Genomic DNA, 19,940 nt, shown 5'->3' on the forward strand with positions numbered 1-19,940 from the left:
CCAAGATGATGGCAAAGTGTCTCTAAGCGCCCGATTTGATTCTCTATGGAGACCTTCAAAAAAAGTTCCCATGACAGCCAACCTGCGGCACTTAGGAATCACGCACAACCACGCCCTCAGGACGACCTTTCTCCAGAATTTCTAGTAGCACCACGCTCTGCTTCTCTGTCGGGAGCTTGGAGGGAATCTGCATGGCAACCCTAAGCACGCCGTCTTCCTTTGGCGTGAGCAGATCCTTCTCAAGCAGCAACTGATGGATGCGAGCCCATTCCGCAGCGGGAACAGCCAGCACTTTTCGCTGCGCCTCGATGCCGTTGTCGATCCTCTGCGTCTGCTTCGCAGTCTTCACGATCGCTGCCTGATCATCCTGCGGAACAAGTCGATCGTAGAACTCCGGCGGGAGAAGATCGGCAATGGCGTCGGTACGAGCCTGTATCCTCGTCCAGCATGCCTCCTTCTTGCACCATTCGGAAATGTTCGAGATACCGTGTGGTGGCTTGGTGATGTCATCGTTCACCACGCCAGACACGACAGCGATGGCATCCTCCAACACGGCATCAACCATCTGTGCATTCCAGACGCCCAGGAAATCGATGCTCGCCTTTCTTCGCTTCGTGATATCGGCCAATACCGCCAGCGTGTAGGCCACGATGTTTGCTCGATACCCACCGTTGTACCAAGGTTGCGCAGAAACGATGCGCTCGGTGGCACGGAAGATCAGTCCGCGCGCGACGGCTCTCTTGAAGTAGAACTCGTTGAAGGCATCGGACGATTTTTCCCACTCGCTTCCGATTCGCGCAGCATAGCGCGCAAAGTTCTTCTGCGAGCCAAGATTGACCCATCTTGGATGGTCATCCCAGACATTTTCGAACTTTGCGAGATCCGTCTTGGTGAACATTTGCGGCTTGGGATGCTCGGCCTTGAAGCGACGCTGCTCTGCTGGTGTCAGTTTTGACTGTGCATCGGCATACTGACCGCGTGCGCGCTCGTAGAACCAGCGCGTCTCGCGGGGGGACCCCTTCTGCGCCGGCGCCCATATGCGCCGCGAGAACCCTTCCATCCGGACATGGAACGGATGATTCGAGAAGAAGTCGGCAGCATTCACCCTATTCTGGGTGTTCGCATACTCCGATATCTTCGGCACAACCATCTCGCTTTGCTGGCTGTCAATGACGGACAGCTTCATCTGAACGAATATCTGGGAAAGGTCCGCCTTGTCCCGCTTCCGCGTATGGAACAGGGATGCAGTGGTCTGCCCACCATTGACGATTTGAAGATCGACAATCCTTGTGATCGCCAGACCGGAATCCGTTGCCTCGGTTTCGACACTCTGCGCAGTGGCCGTGATCCCATTGTTGTAGGCAAAGAACATTCCCGGCTCATTCAGGATCGTTGCCCGTATGCCCTGGTTCACATTGCCACGAGCCTGCAGGAATGTCCGGACGTTCTGCTCCAGCAGGCGCGCTCCGAAACTTCCGTACAGGGTCGCCAGCACATCTGCTGGCATGACCATGAGGTAGGACTGATAGGCATCGGTTGTCAAGTGAGCGGGAAGGCAGGCGATGCCTTGGCCAAACATCTGCTCGAAGTCGAGATCGAGTGGTTCCTTGTGGCTGCGTGAACTTCGCTGACGATGAAGACGCGAAATATCCCATACGTGATAACTCGTGGGAACGCCAGCAACTTCTCCATCCGGAAGGCTCTGCACTGCCCCGCTGAGCGTGCGCTCGGAGAACAGAACAAGGTTGAGCGAGCCGATGGCACCTCTGCGATCGGCAATCTGTCTGGCAAGGCCGTATTCCGGCGATGTGACTTCCAGATCGTCCGCCAGATTCCTGTCGATACTTGTTTCGAAGAAGTTGGCAACACGCTTGAATGCCGCATCCACATCCGTCCTGGTCAGGGATGCCAGTTCGTTGCGGGACTCAAAGTCTGCGATGAAGAGGTGCAGGACTCCCTCATCATTGAACCAGTAACCGTCCACGCGCACGCCACGATGCGCCCGGAAATGACAAAGTTCGAAGCCTTCCGTGAAGCCTGTTTCGACAAGCTCTGCAGCGATGGTTTCCATGAACTCGTCGAGCTGAAACCTGCCATTGGCCTCGGCTCCCGCCAGCAGTTCCTGCCGGAAGTCGTGGAAGAACTCTTCGCCGGTTTGCTCCATCACTCTCCTCCGAAGACAGCGGCCCCGTCGCACTCGTATTGAGCAATCGTTTCCAGTCTGATGTCGTAGGCTACCTTGGCAATCCCCGTCGGCAATTGCGATCGCATAAGACGCGGAAAATCATCGACGACCCGATAGCTGCGCACGTCGCTGACGACAAAACGCGGCTCATCGTAGTCAGGGAGCGGCGCGTAGCCGTGTGCAACCAGCTTCCGGTCAAAGGCCTCGATAGCCTCTGCCTTGTCGAGCCGCGCCTGGACGGCGGCGACAAGCTCGTTGAGCGAGCGGGCACCTGCCGCGTCAGCCAGGTTGCTCAGCCGGTACACGCGCAGGAACAGTGCGTCGTTCAGCGATTCGAGCTGGTCTTCCGACGAAATGCGGATGCTGCTTCGCTCGGCGCCCGAGAGGGATTTGACCTCGACAGCCGTGTTGCCGAAGATGAAATCCTGATGTGACCGTTCCGGACCAAGCCAAGCTTCGACGACGGCGTTGCTCGGCATTTCCCGATCGATCAGTTCCGTCAAGAAGACGATTTCGGCGAAGAGGCCTCGAACATCCTCTGCGGACAGATGCTGACTTCGACCCGAGAGGAAAGTCTTCCAACGACGGATGTGCGCCAGCGAGACTGCCAGAGAGCTGGCCGAATCGGTGGCGTGCTCCAGCGCGAATGCCAGGGTACGGCACAGTCCCTCGAAAAGATCGCGATCAACCTGTCTTTCAAGAGCGAGGACCAGGTGTTGCTGCCCCTGATCTCCGGCACGAAGATCGACATCGACGCCGTTCACCGTGACCGCGTTCTTCCGGTACTGGGCTGTGTGGTCGCCGTGCAGCTCCACAATGAACAGGCAGGCACCACTGACATCACGTCCCCAGAAGCAGGGCACGGCCGTTTTCGCCGCAACCTGGCGGACATTGAAGTCCGTGCCAGGAACGGCAATTTCATCCCATGGCGAGGTTTCAGGCATCGTAGTCTTCCTCCTCGTCAGGATCGTCCACATAGCCCTGCATCTGCTGGAGCCAGACCTTGTTGACGACGACATTGATGGTTGTCGAGTAGTCCCCGTATGGGAAGCTCATGCCAAAGGCAGCGATCGGCCCCATCACGGCATCGCCCTTGGGCTCCAGACTGTGAATCATGAGGAGGGGCCTGTCCCTCACCATCCGGTAATGTGTGTCGGATACCGCCCCCGAGCCGTCGTCGTCGCCTGCGACCATTCTCGCCTCAGCGCGTTGCTCGTCGCTGAGCCCGAGCTTCTCGTCACCACGCGAAGCAACCCTGTCCTTGTTCAGGCGCCACGCAGTGCCATTCGGCTGATTCTTCCCGACGACACGCACCTGATTCCTCAAGGTGTATGGGCGTTCGCCGCCCGACCCACCCGGGGGAGAAATCAGCAGGACATCAGCAAGCGGACGCTTCGTCGCGATCCGTTCGAGATAGCTCACCACGTCTGATTTCTGTCCCGCAAAGGTCGAATGGCATTCGAATCTAGTGAGAAAATCGTCGATCACCTCGACGGGCACGTCTCTGAAGATGACGCCTTTCTCGGTGAACTCCTCCGGCCGTCCGCCGAATCCATTTCGCCAGTGATCGGCGATCAGCTCAAAGTTCTTGGCATTCACATCGGGGTCTGTGGAGACAATGTAGCTTTCACGCAGTCGCCCGCTGAAACTCTGTTCGACGGTGACTTCCTGACCAGCCCGCATCTTGTTCGCGGCCGTGATCAGCAGGCTGTCCGGATGCGAGCGGACGTAAAGCCCAAAGTCCTTTGGGCTGAGGCGATCACGTCGCATGCGCTTGACCTGCTGCACAAGTTCTTCGGCGGCATCAGCGATGTGGGAATACCAGTTGATCGAATCGCGAGAGAGGTGGACTCGGCAGAGGTCCTCGAATCCCGGTCGGTAACCGAACCAGCGCCCCATCTGCATGAGGGTGTCGTACATCTTCGTGTTGCGGTACATGTAGCTGACGGTCAGTCCCTCGATGGTCAAACCTCGCGACAGGCTCAGGCCACCGACCGCGACCGCCGTCAGCCCGATGCCTTCCTTCTCGTACCGGGTGTAGTCGAGCACTTCGTCACTCTTGCTGTTGATGACGTAGAGATGAAGGTGCTCGAAGACACCGACGAGGGCTGCCTTCACTTCCTCCCAGGTCACCCCGACATCGGCATACTCGGCGAGGAAGGCATCCTTCAGGCCTTGCATGTACATGTTCCTTGAAGAAACATCTTCCGGCATCGCGTAGTTTGCGAGAACCGCTTCCCTGATCTTCTTTTCCCTGAGGCTCAGGAAATCGCGCACAGCCTTCTGCACCGGCACGAAGCGCGACACATTGACCATCATCGAGCAATGCTTGCTGGCCTGTCCGCGCAGGTTTCGAATGGCGCGTGCAATGATGAATTCGTCGAATGCGCGATAGAGGCTCGGGGGCAGCTCATGGACAGGGGCGTCGCGCTTGTGCGAGTAGGGAATGAAATCCTCGCAATCGTCGATCGGGCTGACGATCGATTCGCTGGTCGCCTCATTTAGGAAGACCTTCTCCGCCCCGAAATAGGTTGTGGGCGCATCCAGGCAATAGATGAAGTCGCGAGGGAAAAGCTCTTCCCGCACGTCATCGCCATAGGCATCCGGATTGATGAAGATGTTGGCGAACGGGGTTGCCGTATATCCGACGTAGCAGGACTTCGCGAACAGCCCCAGGATGCGGCGAATCATCGCATTCGTCCGGGTCGGGTCCAGGTCTTCCTTGTTCGTGTTGATCGATGCGTTGTCGGCCTCGTCATCGATCAGCAGCATCGGCACATCGGAAATGCGGTCTTCCCCTTCGGCGTTCAGTGCCTTCAGCCATTTGTGCAACGCAGTGAGCGTCGTGACGTTCTTCTTAATGATCAGGATGATCGGCTTGCTGAAGTCGTTGATCTTCCAGCCACTCTTGGCGGCTGTATTCTTGTTGAAGTCCTCGTTGATGTTGGTGAGCGTTGCCGGATGCGGATATCCCGGAGCGAGACCGACACCGATGTTGCGGCGATCCTCGGGATCACTCGACCGACCGATGAAGGCCTCGTCGATTCGCTGCTGTGTCTGCCTGCGCAGGTTGTTGTGAATGCCTGCGATGACGACGATGAACTTGTAGCCCGCATCGGCTGCACGTGCTATCAGACCCGTGTAGTTGGCCGTCTTCCCTGACTGCACATGGCCGATGACCAAGCCACGGCGGTTCCAGCTCGTGCCTTCGCTCAGTGGATCCTGAAGGTGGCCAAGAATGCGGGTGGTCACATCGCTCAGCGACTGAACCATCTGTGGAGGCCAGCCCTCGTTGCGAAGAAATTCCTCGTATGCACCGGCATAGGTCCAGGTGACGTCCTCGCGCTTGTGAACCCATTGATCGTCATGCTTCGCACTGACATCGACCAATGAAATGCCTGCTCCCATGCGGGTCACAACCGATTCCATGGCTTCGGTGACAATGTTGCGGAGGTCTCCCGCATAGCCGAAGATTGAAGCAATCTGCCTTGCCTTTTCCTCCACCTGATCGCGCGTCGGCGTTTCTGCCATGTTGGCAAGGCCCGAGATGAGCGCGTTGGCGATGTTTCGTTCTGCCGTGATGGCTGTAATGCTCATGCAAAGGCCTCATTGATGAATTTTTCGACCAGATCCATCTGGCCATCGAAGAGATGCGTGGAGCGCACGATCTGAAGAAAGACCTTCGCATCGCCCGGCCCGTCGCCATACAGCACCTGGCGCAGGCTTCTCAGGCGATCCATGGTCTGGCTTTCATCCACCGATCGTTGATTGATCTCGCGCGGGTGGGTCGAGTAGTCGGAATAGATCATCTCGACCGGCAATGAGGCAGCAACCGAATCAAGCAGCGTGCGCATCAGGTCTGCGTCCTCTGGCGAGAGTCTTTCTGCCAGTGAGACGATGATCGGGTGCTGGTCGTTGATCGCGAACCGGATGCCATCATGATCGGCATAGCGCTCCCAGAACGGTGCCTGGGTTTCCTGAAACAGCTTCTGTCCGCGTCCCCGATGTACCGTCACGCTACGGTTGGTGATCTTGGCGATGATCTGGCGCAGGCGCTCACGCACCGCATGTGGGGGGCGCGCGCGCGACTTCTTGATGTCGATTGTCCAGGCTTCGTCCAGACTGTTGGGGAAGTCGATCTGCACCCGCGCCAGCTTGGTGGCCTCACCCTTGGGCACCAGCCGGAACCAGTCTCCCCACGCCATCAGACGCCCATTCCGATAGACATAGCCTCCCTGGTTGGAGATGAAGTCACTGCGATCTTGGTAGTAGTCGTACTCGGACGCGGAAAGACGGCTATGGTGTGGCAGCACATAGGGCTGCAGGCGCACTTCCGCATCGCCGATGCGGACAATTTCCTCCGGAAGAACCTGAGTGGCCGGATTCTTTCTGCAGAAAGGATCGAATGCGGCAATGGGGTGACCGTTGATGGCAAGCGTGACTCTGGGATGCCCCTTGACCTCGCCCGAAAGGAAGCGATGGAAGACGAGGGCGAGATGTCGCCCCACCACCTCAAGCTTCTCGTTCACGATTTCCTGCCGCCGATCCCCGACTTCGTCTTCGAGCATGCGATCGAGTTCTCGCCAGAGGACTGCGGTGCCGTGCCTTCCGAGGCGATCGACATAGGGCAGCGCCTGGATGTCGGCCTCATCAAGGATGCTCAGGATCCAGTCGTCTGCCGCATCGATGCGATCCAGGTTCCACTCGGCACCACAGATGGAAGCATCACCTGTACTGACCACTGTCAGGGAGCGGCACTGCGAGAACGACGCCGTCTTCAGTCCAAGACCAAAGCGCCCGAGATCCCTTGGCGAACGGTGTCGTCTGGGGCTATCGGTTCCATGACGCATTGCCGCCAGCAACTCTTCCTCCGTCATTCCCTTGCCGTTGTCGAGAATGACGACCAGAGGAAGCTCGCCGGACACATCGCAGATGATGTCGATCCTGTCTGCCCCGGCAGAAATGCTGTTGTCGATCAGATCCGCGATGGCCGTTTCGAGGGAGTACCCGAGATCCCTCATCGATGCCGAGAGGCAGGCCGCGCTTGGTGGATGTCTATGTTCCCTTGCCATCAGGATGCCCCCTCGTGATCTCTAGTGAATCGACTTCTGCTAATCTTTCAGCGTCTGCATCCCCTCTGTCCGATTGACTGACAGCGGTGTGAAGCAGCGGTTGCTGAAAATATCCAAGCTGGATGTCCCCAAGGTCATGCGCGTCCCGACCACCCCTCAGCGCAGCCGCATGATGTCGAGCATTCGCGGAAAGGATACCTGGCCGGAGCGAACCCTTCGATCGCTTCTTTTCGCCAGAGGATTTCGCTATCGACTTCATGTCAGAAATCTGCCCGGCTCCCCGGATCTTGTGTTCCCAAGGCACAGATCGGTGGTGTTCGTCCATGGCTGCTTCTGGCATCGGCACGAAGGCTGCCGCTATACCACTACCCCTCGAACCAACGAAGAGTTCTGGCAACGGAAGTTCCTGGGCAATGTTGACCGTGACAGGCGACACGTGGAGACGCTTCGGTCTCTTGGCTGGCGCGTGGCCACCGTGTGGGAGTGCGCGCTGAAGCAGTCGGTCGAGGACACTGCGCGATTGGTTGAGGAGTGGCTGCATGGCGACGAGGAAGCCTTGGTGATCGGTCAGTCGGCCTCGGCAAGCAGCGGAACCTGAGCCTGCTCGGGAGCGTTGCGCCTCGGGTTTTCCATCGGCTTGCTGTTCGCTCGGTCACTGACCTGCCTGCGCCTCTTCCTGTTCATTTCGTTCAAAAGACTCCGCACGATCTTGGCCAACTTGTGCGCCAGCAGCGGAGGAACAGCATTCCCGACCTGCGTGTATTGCTCCGTGCGATTGCCTGCGAAGAAATAGTTGTCCGGGAATGTCTGCAGGCGCGCGGCTTCCCTGACGGTGAGGCTTCTGCATTGCGAAGGGTCGTAATGAATGTAGTAATGCCCATCCTTGGCAATGTGCGCCACCACCGTTGTTGCCGGCTCGTTTTTGCACTGCACACGAAACCGATCCTTGAATGGGATGGCCTCGAACTCACTGCCGAATTGCACATTGAAGTGATCCGGCAGCAGCTTGGGCGGAAAGACATCCAGCCGAGGGGAATAACCCTGCGAATGAGCAAAGGTCGCCGCAAAAAGGTATCTGGCCAGATCGGAGGCCATGTGCGCACGTGCCTCGTGCTGGCAGATACCACCAAGGCTTCGATCATGCAGCCACTGCTGCAGTTCGGTTGGTTTCTTGGGCCTTCTGTATTCCTTCTGTATGAAGGCACCTCCGGTGCTGACACTGGTGGCTGAAGCGGCAAAGGCCCGCATCGATTCGACCATGGCGGACTCGTTCTCGGCTCTCCATCCCTTGACGTAGGCAGGTGCCGCCTGAACCGCCTTGCGCCAAGCCTCCAGAGAATCCCCTCTGGACAGTCGGCTCCGAATTCGTGGCAGGTCATCAATGGTCTGCCTGACAGTCACAGGCTTTGATACAGGTTCCAGCAATTGATGCTGTGGCACGCCCTGTCCCTTTCGAACTCCAAGCAGGATGACTCGATGCCTGCTTTGGGGTATGCCATAGCGTTCGGAATGAATCAGGTAGTCCGCAGGCTCCAGAGAAGCGCTGTTTCCCTTCTTCGTGAAGGAGCGAATTTCATACTCCAGTCCATCCGCGGGAGAAGAGAGATCCGCAATGATCTTCTCGAACATCGGATTTCCGGAGTGCTTGGACGACAGCAATCCCTTGACGTTCTCCATCACGAAGATGGTGGGCTTGTGAACCTGGATGATCCGCAGGTACTCCTTGTAGAGAAAGTGCTTCTCGTCCTTGTGGAAATCCTTGTCGTTGGCGCGCCGTGACCGTCCGGCAAGGGAATACGCTTGGCAGGGCGGACCGCCGATGAGTACCCAGGTCTCCTGCCCATTCAGTGCAGACCGGATTTCATCGTCGATGCTGGCTTCGTCGGACTTGCCAAGTTCGAGACATCTTGCTTCCTTGGCGGCATGCTCGAAGGCGCTGGCCACGGCAGGAATCCGACGGAACGAAGCTTCGTCGAGCTCACCCCGTACGTAGCTGTAGTAATGCCTGACATCCTTGGTACCGCGCAGGCGCCTGAACGCCGCTCGCAGCATCAGTGTTCGATGCGCAACCTCAGTCTTCTCGATGGATAGACCGATCTCGAAGAATGGCTGCCGCTTGTGTCCCTTGAGAGAGGCAAAGCCCTCTCCCAGCCCGCCGGGACCAGCAAAGAGGTCGATTATTGGAATCGGCATTTCTCGTTTTCCTGCTGTTCGTCATTGAGCGCATATTTGACTGTGCCGATTTCTTTGGCATTCATTCGTAACCCATCCCCAGTTCCTGAGCCTGACGGCTCAGTTCGTCCATGGCCTGCGCACTGGCCTGTTCCCTCGCGTCCTTGAACTGCAGCAGATCGGCCAGGCGAACACGCCGGTGCTTGCCTGTGCGAAGAAATGGCAGCTCACCATCCTCCAGAAGCTTCACCAGATGAGGTCTGGACACATTGAGGAGATCAGCCGCTTCCTGGGTAGTCAATTCGGCGTTTACCGACACCACCCTGATGGCGTCACCCCTAGCGAGTCCGTTGAGAACTTCTTCCACGAGGCGCAGCGTCGAGACAGGCAATTCCATCTCATGTGCCCGGTCTGCTTCATCGTAAAGCCGGATACGCCTGGTTTTGCGCTTGCCAGAAAGACAGGATGCGAGAGCCCGCTGACCTTGGGCCGCCAATTGAACCTCCTGCTCGTCAGGCAGCTTCATGCGGGCGTGCGCTGAGGTGTTCATGTGATATCTCGGTCAGTTGAAGTGCACGGCACAGCATTCTAGAACGAAACAAACGAAAACGAAACAAACGAAAACGCCAGCCATGATGCCCGTCGCTGACGTGGGCTCGCGGTCGCAGTTGGCCGGCTTCCGCTTCGGCGCACGAATCCGGAAGCTGACTGGTTCGCATTGATTGAGGTACCAGAGACTGCCTCACCGCAACATCGTGTCATTCGCTTCATGGGGATTGGCATGGCACTTCGGATCGACAGTTGCACGCATTGGACAGGCCTTTGGGTGGCGATACTGTTGATCGCACCTTCGACCTACCAATCGGCGGCCGCAGCAGACGATGCCATCGAGCGCGAGCAGCTTGCGGCCTTGGTTCGCCAGATCGACCTGATTGACCGCCAGGCCGAGCACGCCGCCCTTACCGCTCCGCAGGAGCGCGCCCGCTACCACTTCGACCATGCCCGTCTGCGCAAGGACCTCCAGCGCGTTCGGGCGGGCATCCAGGACTACCTGACGCCGCCGCGCGCCCAGCCGCGCGATCCGGTCGAGCTGTCCGGCGACTACCGCCAGTCCAGCCCGCCCTCCGAACAGGAGGCACCCCAATGAACGCCGCCCAGGTCAGCGCCTTCCAGGCCAATGGCGGCTTTGCCCCCGCCGCCGTGGCCACGGTGGTGCTCGGCCTGGTGTTCGCCGTCCTGCTCCTGTGGGGCGTTTGGGCCATGCGTACCGCCTACACGGGCTGGGCCGAGCAGCGCCTGTCCCAGCGTCAGTTCCTGGGTGTCGTCGTGCGATTCGTCGCGATGTACCTGGTGCTGACCTATTTCCTCCTGTCCTGACCACCACGAAAGGCCCGACCGCCATGAAGACCCATCCGATTCCCCATCGCATTGCCACCACCATCCTCGCGCCATTGATGCTGATGGGCTTGCCATTGGCGGCCCGGGCGCAGGGCCTGCCGACCATCGAGGACCCCTCGCGCGGCCAGGGCAGCGGCATCATGCAGACGCTGCAGAACTACGGCTACGACATCGTGCTGCTGGTCGCGCTGCTGGTGGTCGCCTCGATGTTCGTCGGTGTGTGCTACCACGCCTACACGCGCTACTCGGAGATCCATACCGGCCGCGCCACCTGGGGCCAGTTCGGTCTCACCGTGGCCGTGGGTGCGATCCTGCTGGTGGTCGGCATCTGGCTGCTGACCAAGGCCACCGGCGTGCTCTGAGCGGCGATGGCTGCCTTGAACGATATCGCGCGTGACGGGCTGGTCACCTTCCTGCCGCACAGGCTGAACCGGCAGCCCGTGGTGGTGAGGGGCCTGACCGCCGACGAACTCTGGATCTGCTCCGGCCTGTCCGCGGTGGTGGGGTTCGTCGCCGGCGTGCCGCTGGCCTGGGCCACGCACAGCGTCGCCATGGTACCGACCCTGATCGTGGCCGGCGTGGCGGCTGGCGTGTTCGGTGGTGGCGGCTTCCTGCGCCGGCAGAAGCGCGGCCGCCCGGACATCTGGCTGTACCGGCAACTGCAGTGGCGCCTGGCGCTGCGCCATCCGCTGGCAGCGTCCTGGCTCGGTGGGCACCGTCTCATCACGCGGTCTGGGTACTGGACCACCCGGCGCTCACGCGGAGCAGCCGCCTCATGAGCCGTTTCAGGAATGAAGTCCATCACCTGCAGGCCCATGTGCGCACGCTGCGCCTGGGCGCCGGTGCGTTGTTCGTGGTGGCGCTGCTGCTCGGTTTCGGCTGGTGGAGTGCGCCGAGGCAACTGACGATCCACGTGCCCCCCGATCTGCGCTCGGGCAGCACCCGCGCCTGGTGGGATGTGCCGCCCGAGAATGTCTATGCGTTCGCCTTCTACGTCTGGCAGCAGGTACAACGTTGGCCGACGGATGGCGAACAGGATTACCCGCGCAACCTCCACGCGCTGTCGGCCTATTTCACACCGGCCTGCCAGGCCTTCCTGCGCCAGGACTACGAGCACCGGCGCAGCAGTGGCGAACTGCGCCAGCGGGTGCGTGGCATCTACGAGATTCCGGGGCGCGGCTTTGGCGACAACCCCATGATGCGGGTGAAGACGGTTTCCAGCCGCGACTGGATCGTCACGCTGGACGTCAGCGCGGACGAATACTACGGCGCCGAGCAGGTCAAGCGTGCCCTGGTGCGCTATCCGCTGAAAGTGGTGCGGCTGGACGTCGACCCCCAGCACAACCCCTTCGGCCTTGCGCTGGACTGCTATGACGGCGCGCCGCAGCGGATTGAGGCACCGTCGCCGGCAGTGCCTCCGTCCGGCACGCCCGGCGGCGACCTTTCGCAGGGAGGCAATCCATGAAACACAACGTCCTCACCATCGTGGCGAGCCTGGCCCTCGGCTTCGGCCTGGTGCCGGACAGCCATGCCATCGAGATCCTGCGCTGGCAGCGGCTGCCGCTGGCCGTCCCGCTGGTCGTCGGCCAGGAGCGCGTGGTCTTCATCGACCGCAACGTGCGTGTCGGCCTGCCCCCGAGCCTGGGCGAGCGGCTGCGCGTGCAGAGCGCGGGTGGAGCCATCTACCTGCGCGCCAGCGAGGCCATCGCGCCGACGCGGCTGCAACTGCAGGACGTGGAATCCGGCGCCATTGTGCTGGTCGACATCGCAGCCACGGACGCCCGGGAAGGCGAGCAGCCGCTGGAGCCTGTACGCATCGTCCTGCAGGAGGCCGTCGCGGAGGCCGGCGGTGACACTGCCGCCGGTCCAACCCAGGCAGCGCGACCCGCGAGGAGTCGGCAAACGCCGATAACCGTTGTCCTGACGCGCTACGCGGCGCAGAACCTTTACGCACCGCTGCGCACCGTCGAGCCCGTGGCCGGCATCGGGCGCGTGCCGCTGCGGCGCCCGCTCGCGCTGGACACACTGCTGCCAACGCTGCCGCTGAAGGCGCGGGCGCTGGCGGCCTGGCGACTCGAAGACCAGTGGGTCACCGCCGTGCGCCTGACCAACACCTCACCTCACCGTATCGATCTCGATCCAAGGGTGCTGCAAGGTGACTTCGTGGCCGCGACCTTCCAGCATCCCGACCTGGGGCCGGCGGGCGCTTCGACCGACACCACGGTGGTCTATCTGGTCACGCGCGGCCGTGGCCTGGCCGAGTCCCTGATGCCGGTGCTCAGCCCCATCGATGCCGGCACGAACTTGCCGCCGGCCGCCGCTGCGGGGAGGACGTCCGATGAGGAGTAATCCCCTGTTGAAGTGGCTGCTGATTCCGATGGCATTGTTGCTGGTGTTCGTCGGTGCCAGGTTGTTCTCAGGCAGTGACGCTGCACCTGGCAAGCAGGATGTCCCGGGGCAGCTCACTCCCGAAGAAATGAAGGCGCTCGGCATCGCGGGCGACACCCCGCGCGATACCGTCGCCACCCTGGTCGCGCAGGTCAAGCAGCTCCGCACCGAGCTGCAGACCGCGCTGAGCGACAACCGCCAGCACAAGGCGGAGAACGAGCGCCTGCGTACCCGCGAGGGTGCGATCGACCAGCGCATCCAGAACGCCCTCGACAGCGAACGCCGCCGCCTGGAACAGGAGCGAACCCAGGCCGCCAGCGACCGGCAGCAGACGCAAGGGCTGATGCAGGAATTGCAGCGCCGCCTGGACGGACTGTCCGGCAAGGGCGATGCCGCCGACCTGCCGATCGGCCTTGGACTGGACGGGCATGACGGCGGGCCGCTCAAGGATGGTGGCATGCGCTGGATCGAACCGGATGACGCCCGGCCCGATCCTAAGGGCGGTTCGGCCGGCGGCCAGCGCTTGCCGGGATTTCCCTCCAGCTTCGGCCCAGCCTCGCCGGGGCTGACGGCCGCGACGGAGGCCGTCAGCGACAGGCCGGCGCAGACCGTTGCCGGCACCACCCAGGCGGTCTATACGGTGCCCACCAACGCCACGCTGATGGGCTCGGTCGCCATGACCGCGCTGATCGGTCGCATTCCCATCGACGGCACCGTCAACGACCCGTTTCCCTTCAAGGTGCTGATCGGGGCCGACAACCTGGCGGCCAACGGCATCGAGATTCCCGACGTGGCCGGTGCGGTGGTCAGCGGCACGGCCTCGGGCGACTGGACGCTCTCGTGCGTGCGTGGGCAGGTCCGCTCCATCACCTTCGTATTCAGCGACGGCACCATCCGCACGGTGCCGGAGGACGACGGCAAGCGCAGTCGAAGCCAGAACAGCACCAGTCTGCTGGATGGCCTGGGCTGGATCAGCGATCCCTACGGCATCCCGTGCGTCTCGGGCGAGCGCCGCAGCAATGCCCAGCAGTACCTGGGATCGCAGGCGTTGATCACCGCGGCCGGCGCAGGCGCCGCCTCGCTCATCAAGTCCGACAACGGCAGCGTGGCCGTGGTCGCCAACAACAGCGGTTCGCTGGGCACGGTCGGCATTTCGGGCAACGAGGCCATGGGCCGCATCCTGGCCGGTGGCGTGCGCGACATGGCCGACTGGGTCAACAAGCTCTACGGCCAGGCCTTCGCGGCGGTCTACGTGCAGCCCGGCGCCAGGGTGGCCGTGCACCTGGAGCAGCCGATCGCCATCGACCACGACGCCAAGGGGCGCCGGGTGAATCACCTCATGGGAGAAGCGCATGCATCGGACCTGGATTGACCGCCCCCTTGTCCTCCTCGCCGCCGCCGTTCTCGCGGGTTGTGCCACCAGCTCGGAAAAGCTGCTGCCCCGGGGCGAGCACACCATGCAGGACGTCTGGCAGCACGAGACTGGCGGCTACAGCGGCGGCCAGGCCGGCCGCCTGCTGCTCGACGCACGCCAGGACCTGCGCCGCCCGCTGACCGACGCTGACACCCTCGCGGCGCCCGCCCGGAACGCGGCCTACACCCGCACGGCAGCGAACGAGATCCAGCGACAATTCCATCGACTGCCGAACCCCGATCTGGTGATGTACGTCTTTCCGCACCTGGCCGGCACCGACTCGGTACCGGTGCCCGGCTACAGCACCGTCTTCCCGCTCTACCAGCGCGTGCAGTACGCGATGCCCGGCGAGCGGTTGGAGGACTACTGATGGGCTGGCGACTGCCGTGGCCACGTCGTCCGGCCTCCATGCCAGTCCAGGCCGACATCGAGCCGGACGCCTGGACGCAGCATGTCGCCCACCTTGCCGCGCACGGCATCGAGGCACCTGGCGCCGCCCCTGGGCGGCATCATCGGCGACCCGCGACGCAGGCCGACCACGCGGCGCTCTACGACGTGGCGCCGTCCTTCGCCGACCTGCTGCCCTGGGTCGAGTACCTGCCGGCCACGAGGTGCATGCTGCTCGAAGATGGCCAATCGGTGGCGGCGTTCTTCGAGTTGCAGCCGATCGGTACCGAAGGGCGCGAGACCGCCTGGCTGTGGCAGGCCCGCGATGCCCTGGAGAACGCGCTGCAGGACTCCTTCGACGAACTGGACGAGAACCCGTGGGTGGTGCAGCTCTACGCGCAGGACGAAGCCGATTGGGACCACTACCTGCGCACCCTGGGGGCGTACCTGCATCCACGCGCGCAGGGCAGCGCGTTCAGCGAGTTCTATCTGCGCTTCTTCGGTCACCACCTGCGCGCGATCGCCAAGCCGGGCGGCCTGTTCGAGGACTCCACGGTCACACGCCTGCCGTGGCGCGGCCAGACCCGGCGCGTGCGCATGGTGGTCTATCGGCGCACCCCGGACGCAGCATCGGCCCGGCGCGGGCAATCGCCCGAGCAGGCCCTGGCGACGATTTGCGACCGCCTGGTCGGCGGCCTGGCGAATGCCGGCGTCAAGGCCCGGCGCCTTGGCGCGGCGGACATTCACGACTGGCTGCTGCGCTGGTTCAACCCGAATCCCGGCGCGCTGGGCAGCACGGCCGAAGACCGGGAACGCTTCTACGCGCTCGCCCGCTACCCGGAGGAACGGGAAGAAGGTGAGATCGAACTGGCCAGCGGCGACTTCGCACAACGCCTGTTCTTCGGTCAGCCGCGCTCGGATGTCGCCCGCGGCCTGTGGTTCTTCGACGGCATGCCGCACCGGGCTATCGTCATGGACCGCCTGCGCTCGCCGCCCGCCACCGGACACGTGACCGGCGAAACGCGCAAGGGCGGCGATGCGATGAACGCGCTGTTCGACCAGATGCCCGAGGACACGGTGATGTGCCTGACCCTGGTCGCCACGCCGCAGGATGTGCTGGAGGCGCACCTCAACCACCTGGCCCGCAAGGCGGTTGGCGAGACGCTCGCCAGCGAACAGGCGCGCCAGGACGTGCAGCAGGCCCGCGGCCTCATCGGCAGCGCGCACAAGCTGTACCGGGGCACGCTGGCGTTCTACCTGCGCGGCCGCGACATGGCGCAGCTCGACGCCCGCGGCCTGCAACTGGTCAATGTTATGCTCAATGCGGGCTTGCAGCCGGTGCGCGAAGAGGACGAGGTGGCCCCGCTCAACACCTACCTGCGCTGGCTGCCCTGTCTGTTCGACCCGGCGGCGGACAAGCGGCAGTGGTACACGCAACTGATGTTCGCGCAGCACGCGGCCAATCTGGCGCCGGTGTGGGGGCGCAGCCAGGGCACCGGCCATCCAGGCATTACCTTCTTCAACCGGGGCGGCGGCACGATCACCTTCGATCCACTGAACCGGCTCGACCGGCAGATGAACGCCCACCTGTTCCTCTTCGGCCCCACCGGTTCCGGCAAGAGCGCCACGCTGAACAACATCCTCAACCAGGTCACGGCGATCTACCGGCCCAGGTTGTTCATCGTCGAGGCCGGCAACAGCTTTGGCCTGTTCGGTGACTTCGCCGCTCGGCTGGGCCTGAGCGTGCATCGCGTGAAGCTGGCACCCGGCGCGGGCGTGAGCCTGGCGCCATTCGCCGATGCCTGGCGCCTGGTCGATACACCGGGCCAGGTGCAGACGCTGGATGCCGACGCTCTGGACGAGGACGGCGACACCCATCAGGCCGACGATGGGGATGACCAGCGCGACGTGCTCGGCGAACTCGAAATCACTGCCCGGCTGATGATCACCGGCGGCGAGGACAAGGAGGAAGCGCGCATGACGCGCGCCGACCGCAGCCTTATTCGCCAGTGCATCCTGGACGCCGCCCAGCGCTGCGCGGCACAGGCGCGCACGGTGCTGACCCGCGACGTGCGCGACGCGCTGCGCGAACGCGCCCGCGACGCCAACCTGCCGGATGCCCGGCGCGCGCGGCTGTTGGAGATGGCCGATGCGATGGACATGCTCTGCCAGGGCGCAGACGGCGAGATGTTCGACCGTCCGGGCACGCCCTGGCCCGAGGCGGACATCACCATCGTGGATCTGGCCACCTTCGCGCGCGAGGGCTACAACGCGCAGCTCTCCATCGCCTACATCTCGCTGATCAACACGGTGAACAACATCGCCGAGCGCGACCAGTTCCTGGGCCGGCCGATCATCAACGTCACCGACGAAGGCCACATCATCACCAAGAACCCGCTGCTCGCGCCCTACGTGGTCAAGATCACCAAGATGTGGCGCAAGCTCGGTGCGTGGTACTGGCTGGCGACGCAGAACATCGACGACCTGCCCAAGGCCGCCGAGCCCATGCTCAACATGATCGAGTGGTGGATCTGCCTGTCGATGCCGCCCGACGAGGTGGAGAAGATCGCCCGGTTCCGCGAACTGTCGCCCGCACAGAAGGCGCTGATGCTGTCCGCGCGCAAGGAGGCGGGCAAGTTCAGCGAGGGCGTCATCCTGTCCAAGTCGATGGAAGTGCTGTTCCGCGCCGTGCCGCCCAGCCTCTATCTGGCCCTTGCGCAGACCGAACCGGAAGAGAAGGCCGAACGCTACCAGCTCATGCGCCAGTACGGCATCGGCGAACTGGATGCCGCCTTCAAGGTGGCCGAAAAGATCGACCAGGCGCGTGGCATCGCATCGCCGCCGCTGTCCCTGCCGAAATGACCGGAGCGCGTCATGCCCTCAAAGCAAACCACCTTGCCAAGCCGGTCCCAGGTCCTTCGCATGCGCGCCGGGCGCCTCCCACGACTGTCCTGGGTGGTCGCTGGCATCCTTGTAGCCGGCCTGCTGGGCTGGTTCCTGTACCGCACGCCCGGTGCGCCGGCACCGCGCACGGTGGCTGAGGTCGCGCAGGCGCATCCGGTCGGCCCACCCTGGCGCCACGGCCCAGCCGATGCGCGCTTCACGCTGACGCTGTACGCCGACCTGGAATGTCCGTTCTGCAAGGCCTACTACCCGACCCTGATGGCCTGGATCGATGCCCATCCCGAAGCCAGCCTGCGGTGGCATCACCTGCCGCTGGCGATGCACGATCCCGAGGCGAGTCGGCTGGCCCGCGTGGCCGAGTGCGCAGGCGAAGCGCAAGGCCACGAGGCCTTCTTCGGTGCCATCGCCTGGCTCTACCAAAACACCCGGGGCGATGGCCAGGGGCTGCCCACCGATCAGGCCTGGCCAGGTCTGACGACCGCCATGCGGGCCTGCCTGGAAAGCGATCGCCCCGCAGCCATCGTTCGCGCGCAGGCCGACGAGGCCATGCGCAGCGGCATCAACGCCACGCCCACCGTGCGACTGGAAGACAGCCTGACGGGAAGATCACTGCTGTTGCATGGGCCGGTCGAGGGCGATGCGCTGCTGTCTGCGCTTGATCTGGTGGCGTCGAAGGAGACCGTCGTCTCCATGAGGCCGTAAACCGATCACCCGGAGGCTGGTCCAGATGGCGGCCAAGGTGGTTGGACGCATCCAAATCCTTGGAGATGGCTTGGGACTGCGTGCCGAGGGCGGGCTCGCAGTGGCGGCCGGACTGCGTGTCCTGGCTTTTCCCAAGGAGTGCCCGACTCCACGCCTTACTCTCGCTTCATCTTTTAAATGATAATGACTATTATTGTCAACTGAGCGGATTGACTATTTCTGGCCGCATCGGTGCCGCGTCTGTCAGCCACTGGAAAGCCAGACTCGAATCGACCGCGTCAAGAATTTTCGTGCCGGAACTGCCGACCGGCGCAACCAGGCCAACACATGACGCATCTCGCTTCTTTTCCTTCATCCAGAGAAAGTTTGCGCCCGGCCATCCTGGAAGATGCCGTCGGGGCTCTTTCGACGCAGTCTCCGAACGGGCATGGCGCTCTCACGCCGACCGACAATGCCGTGATGCACGGACACTTGCTGTTGCACCCAGTGCAGGTTGGACTGAACGCGACCGGCTATGACATGCGGTACGAGGGCCACCTCCACCTGCAAGATGAGGCCGAGGACGTCATCCTGTGCAGCACGCTGATCGCCGGAAAGAGTGAACCGATGTCGGTTGACGATTGCCAGGTCACGTTCACGACTGGACACACGAATCTCATAGGCATTCCCGGACGCCGGCTTTGCCGTGGCGCATGTCTTCGGGGCGGACACAGCGTGGTTGCAGGATTCACCATGCAACGCGCATGGCTCGACCGCATGGCCGACAGCGACGCAAGCCTGGATCCATTGCGGCGCATGTTCGAAGGTGATGTTCGCATCGAAAGCATCGGTGTCTCGGCACGGTTGCAGCAGCTTGCTCGACAGTGCCTCTCGCGCAACTACTCAGGAGCACTTGCGACCATGCTCGTGGAGAGCGCCACATTGGCCACCGTGGTCGAGGTGGTGAATTGTCTCGGAATGGCTTGCAGCCTTCCGCCGGGCATGACGAAGCGGCAGGTGCGCCGTGTTCATGAACTGCGAGCCATTCTCGATGCCAGGCTGGCCGATCCACCTGGCATGGAGGAACTGTGCCGGACGCTTGCGGTGAATGCCACGACCCTGCGATCCCATTTCAAGGCGGTGTTCGGTACTACGATATTCGGCTGGCTGAGGGACAGACGTCTGGAAGTGGCGCGAATGATGCTCTTGGAAAGGAGCTTCCCGGTTGCCGAAGTGGGATGGCGGGTTGGGTTCTCCAATGCCGGCGCATTCTCCATGGCCTATCGCCGTAGATTCGGCCACTCTCCCAAGGAGGAGCGCAAGCCAGCGCATTGACAAT

General features: G+C 62.5%; 18 protein-coding genes. 12 read left to right on the plus strand and 6 right to left on the minus strand.

Features of this window, described 5'->3' with window-relative positions:
• Positions 1–91 precede the first annotated feature (91 nt).
• The 4 genes from ACNQFN_RS01360 to ACNQFN_RS01375 are packed head-to-tail and all read right to left on the minus strand — an operon-like array spanning position 92 to position 7,257.
• Positions 92–2,164: an AIPR family protein gene (locus ACNQFN_RS01360; RefSeq protein WP_025513269.1), complete on the minus strand. Its 2,073-nt coding sequence runs from the start codon at positions 2,162–2,164 to the stop codon at positions 92–94.
• Complete coding sequence (locus tag ACNQFN_RS01365) at positions 2,164–3,129, minus strand: PD-(D/E)XK motif protein (RefSeq protein WP_025513270.1); 966 nt, start codon at positions 3,127–3,129, stop codon at positions 2,164–2,166. Before ACNQFN_RS01365 ends, ACNQFN_RS01360 begins: the two co-directional genes overlap by 1 nt.
• Positions 3,122–5,782, minus strand: coding sequence for a Z1 domain-containing protein (locus ACNQFN_RS01370; RefSeq protein ID WP_121493373.1), 2,661 nt, complete (start codon positions 5,780–5,782; stop codon positions 3,122–3,124). The genes ACNQFN_RS01365 and ACNQFN_RS01370 overlap by 8 nt, the downstream gene beginning before the upstream one ends.
• Complete coding sequence (locus ACNQFN_RS01375; RefSeq protein WP_025513272.1) at positions 5,779–7,257, minus strand: ATP-binding protein; 1,479 nt, start codon at positions 7,255–7,257, stop codon at positions 5,779–5,781. Before ACNQFN_RS01375 ends, ACNQFN_RS01370 begins: the two co-directional genes overlap by 4 nt.
• 100 nt (positions 7,258–7,357) lie before the next feature.
• On the opposite strand from ACNQFN_RS01375, the gene ACNQFN_RS01380 reads away from it, so the two are divergent.
• Complete coding sequence (locus tag ACNQFN_RS01380; RefSeq protein ID WP_418647756.1) at positions 7,358–7,855, plus strand: very short patch repair endonuclease; 498 nt, start codon at positions 7,358–7,360, stop codon at positions 7,853–7,855.
• Here the strand turns inward: ACNQFN_RS01380 and ACNQFN_RS01385 are convergent.
• The gene (locus tag ACNQFN_RS01385; protein WP_025513273.1) at positions 7,825–9,450 is read right to left on the minus strand and encodes a DNA cytosine methyltransferase; all 1,626 of its coding nucleotides are present in this window, start codon (positions 9,448–9,450) and stop codon (positions 7,825–7,827) included. The two genes, ACNQFN_RS01380 and ACNQFN_RS01385, sit on opposite strands and share 31 nt — an antisense overlap.
• 61 nt (positions 9,451–9,511) lie before the next feature.
• Positions 9,512–9,979, minus strand: a complete 468-nt coding sequence (locus ACNQFN_RS01390; RefSeq protein WP_025513274.1) for a helix-turn-helix domain-containing protein — start codon at positions 9,977–9,979, stop codon at positions 9,512–9,514.
• Between the two features lie 231 nt (positions 9,980–10,210).
• Here ACNQFN_RS01390 and ACNQFN_RS01395 point away from each other — a divergent pair, with 231 nt between their 5' ends.
• The 11 genes from ACNQFN_RS01395 to ACNQFN_RS01445 all read left to right on the plus strand — a co-directional run bounded on the left by ACNQFN_RS01395 (position 10,211) and on the right by ACNQFN_RS01445 (position 19,936).
• Entirely contained in the window at positions 10,211–10,576 is a 366-nt protein-coding gene (locus ACNQFN_RS01395) for an RAQPRD family integrative conjugative element protein (protein ID WP_418647757.1), read from the plus strand.
• The gene (locus ACNQFN_RS01400; RefSeq protein WP_009463356.1) at positions 10,573–10,806 is read left to right on the plus strand and encodes a TIGR03758 family integrating conjugative element protein; all 234 of its coding nucleotides are present in this window, start codon (positions 10,573–10,575) and stop codon (positions 10,804–10,806) included. The genes ACNQFN_RS01395 and ACNQFN_RS01400 overlap by 4 nt, the downstream gene beginning before the upstream one ends.
• A gap of 23 nt (positions 10,807–10,829) precedes the next feature.
• On the plus strand, positions 10,830–11,189 hold the full coding sequence (locus ACNQFN_RS01405; protein WP_024889601.1) for a TIGR03745 family integrating conjugative element membrane protein: 360 nt from the start codon (positions 10,830–10,832) through the stop codon (positions 11,187–11,189).
• Positions 11,190–11,195: 6 nt separating this feature from the next.
• Positions 11,196–11,606 carry a TIGR03750 family conjugal transfer protein gene (locus tag ACNQFN_RS01410; protein ID WP_142177994.1) on the plus strand — a complete coding sequence of 137 codons (411 nt, stop codon included), beginning with the start codon at positions 11,196–11,198 and terminating at the stop codon, positions 11,604–11,606.
• The gene (locus ACNQFN_RS01415; protein WP_142177995.1) at positions 11,603–12,292 is read left to right on the plus strand and encodes a PFL_4703 family integrating conjugative element protein; all 690 of its coding nucleotides are present in this window, start codon (positions 11,603–11,605) and stop codon (positions 12,290–12,292) included. The genes ACNQFN_RS01410 and ACNQFN_RS01415 overlap by 4 nt, the downstream gene beginning before the upstream one ends.
• On the plus strand, positions 12,289–13,176 hold the full coding sequence (locus tag ACNQFN_RS01420; RefSeq protein ID WP_418647758.1) for a TIGR03749 family integrating conjugative element protein: 888 nt from the start codon (positions 12,289–12,291) through the stop codon (positions 13,174–13,176). The genes ACNQFN_RS01415 and ACNQFN_RS01420 overlap by 4 nt, the downstream gene beginning before the upstream one ends.
• Positions 13,166–14,587 carry a TIGR03752 family integrating conjugative element protein gene (locus tag ACNQFN_RS01425; RefSeq protein ID WP_418647759.1) on the plus strand — a complete coding sequence of 474 codons (1,422 nt, stop codon included), beginning with the start codon at positions 13,166–13,168 and terminating at the stop codon, positions 14,585–14,587. The genes ACNQFN_RS01420 and ACNQFN_RS01425 overlap by 11 nt, the downstream gene beginning before the upstream one ends.
• Positions 14,568–14,999 carry a TIGR03751 family conjugal transfer lipoprotein gene (locus tag ACNQFN_RS01430; RefSeq protein WP_418647760.1) on the plus strand — a complete coding sequence of 144 codons (432 nt, stop codon included), beginning with the start codon at positions 14,568–14,570 and terminating at the stop codon, positions 14,997–14,999. The genes ACNQFN_RS01425 and ACNQFN_RS01430 overlap by 20 nt, the downstream gene beginning before the upstream one ends.
• Positions 14,999–17,878 carry a conjugative transfer ATPase gene (locus ACNQFN_RS01435; protein ID WP_418647761.1) on the plus strand — a complete coding sequence of 960 codons (2,880 nt, stop codon included), beginning with the start codon at positions 14,999–15,001 and terminating at the stop codon, positions 17,876–17,878. The genes ACNQFN_RS01430 and ACNQFN_RS01435 overlap by 1 nt, the downstream gene beginning before the upstream one ends.
• A 12-nt stretch (positions 17,879–17,890) precedes the next feature.
• Positions 17,891–18,622 (plus strand): DsbA family protein, encoded by a 732-nt coding sequence (locus ACNQFN_RS01440; RefSeq protein ID WP_418647762.1) that lies wholly within the window; start codon positions 17,891–17,893, stop codon positions 18,620–18,622.
• Between the two features lie 327 nt (positions 18,623–18,949).
• The gene (locus ACNQFN_RS01445; protein WP_418647763.1) at positions 18,950–19,936 is read left to right on the plus strand and encodes a helix-turn-helix transcriptional regulator; all 987 of its coding nucleotides are present in this window, start codon (positions 18,950–18,952) and stop codon (positions 19,934–19,936) included.
• Positions 19,937–19,940: the final 4 nt, after the last annotated feature.

The organism is Thauera butanivorans, assembly GCF_048398245.1.
Taxonomy (GTDB): Bacteria; Pseudomonadota; Gammaproteobacteria; order Burkholderiales; family Rhodocyclaceae; genus Thauera; species Thauera butanivorans.

Coding starts and splice junctions, on each gene's coding strand:
- ACNQFN_RS01425 (WP_418647759.1), top strand. CDS start 13,166: ATGAGGAGTAATCCCCTGTTGAAGTGGCTGCTGATTCCGATGGCATTG.
- ACNQFN_RS01440 (WP_418647762.1), top strand. CDS start 17,891: ATGCCCTCAAAGCAAACCACCTTGCCAAGCCGGTCCCAGGTCCTTCGC.
- ACNQFN_RS01445 (WP_418647763.1), top strand. CDS start 18,950: ATGACGCATCTCGCTTCTTTTCCTTCATCCAGAGAAAGTTTGCGCCCG.
- ACNQFN_RS01395 (WP_418647757.1), top strand. CDS start 10,211: ATGGCACTTCGGATCGACAGTTGCACGCATTGGACAGGCCTTTGGGTG.
- ACNQFN_RS01390 (WP_025513274.1), bottom strand. CDS start 9,979: ATGAACACCTCAGCGCACGCCCGCATGAAGCTGCCTGACGAGCAGGAG.
- ACNQFN_RS01365 (WP_025513270.1), bottom strand. CDS start 3,129: ATGCCTGAAACCTCGCCATGGGATGAAATTGCCGTTCCTGGCACGGAC.
- ACNQFN_RS01370 (WP_121493373.1), bottom strand. CDS start 5,782: ATGAGCATTACAGCCATCACGGCAGAACGAAACATCGCCAACGCGCTC.
- ACNQFN_RS01375 (WP_025513272.1), bottom strand. CDS start 7,257: ATGGCAAGGGAACATAGACATCCACCAAGCGCGGCCTGCCTCTCGGCA.
- ACNQFN_RS01435 (WP_418647761.1), top strand. CDS start 14,999: ATGGGCTGGCGACTGCCGTGGCCACGTCGTCCGGCCTCCATGCCAGTC.
- ACNQFN_RS01405 (WP_024889601.1), top strand. CDS start 10,830: ATGAAGACCCATCCGATTCCCCATCGCATTGCCACCACCATCCTCGCG.
- ACNQFN_RS01420 (WP_418647758.1), top strand. CDS start 12,289: ATGAAACACAACGTCCTCACCATCGTGGCGAGCCTGGCCCTCGGCTTC.
- ACNQFN_RS01430 (WP_418647760.1), top strand. CDS start 14,568: ATGCATCGGACCTGGATTGACCGCCCCCTTGTCCTCCTCGCCGCCGCC.
- ACNQFN_RS01400 (WP_009463356.1), top strand. CDS start 10,573: ATGAACGCCGCCCAGGTCAGCGCCTTCCAGGCCAATGGCGGCTTTGCC.
- ACNQFN_RS01415 (WP_142177995.1), top strand. CDS start 11,603: ATGAGCCGTTTCAGGAATGAAGTCCATCACCTGCAGGCCCATGTGCGC.
- ACNQFN_RS01385 (WP_025513273.1), bottom strand. CDS start 9,450: ATGCCGATTCCAATAATCGACCTCTTTGCTGGTCCCGGCGGGCTGGGA.
- ACNQFN_RS01360 (WP_025513269.1), bottom strand. CDS start 2,164: ATGGAGCAAACCGGCGAAGAGTTCTTCCACGACTTCCGGCAGGAACTG.
- ACNQFN_RS01410 (WP_142177994.1), top strand. CDS start 11,196: ATGGCTGCCTTGAACGATATCGCGCGTGACGGGCTGGTCACCTTCCTG.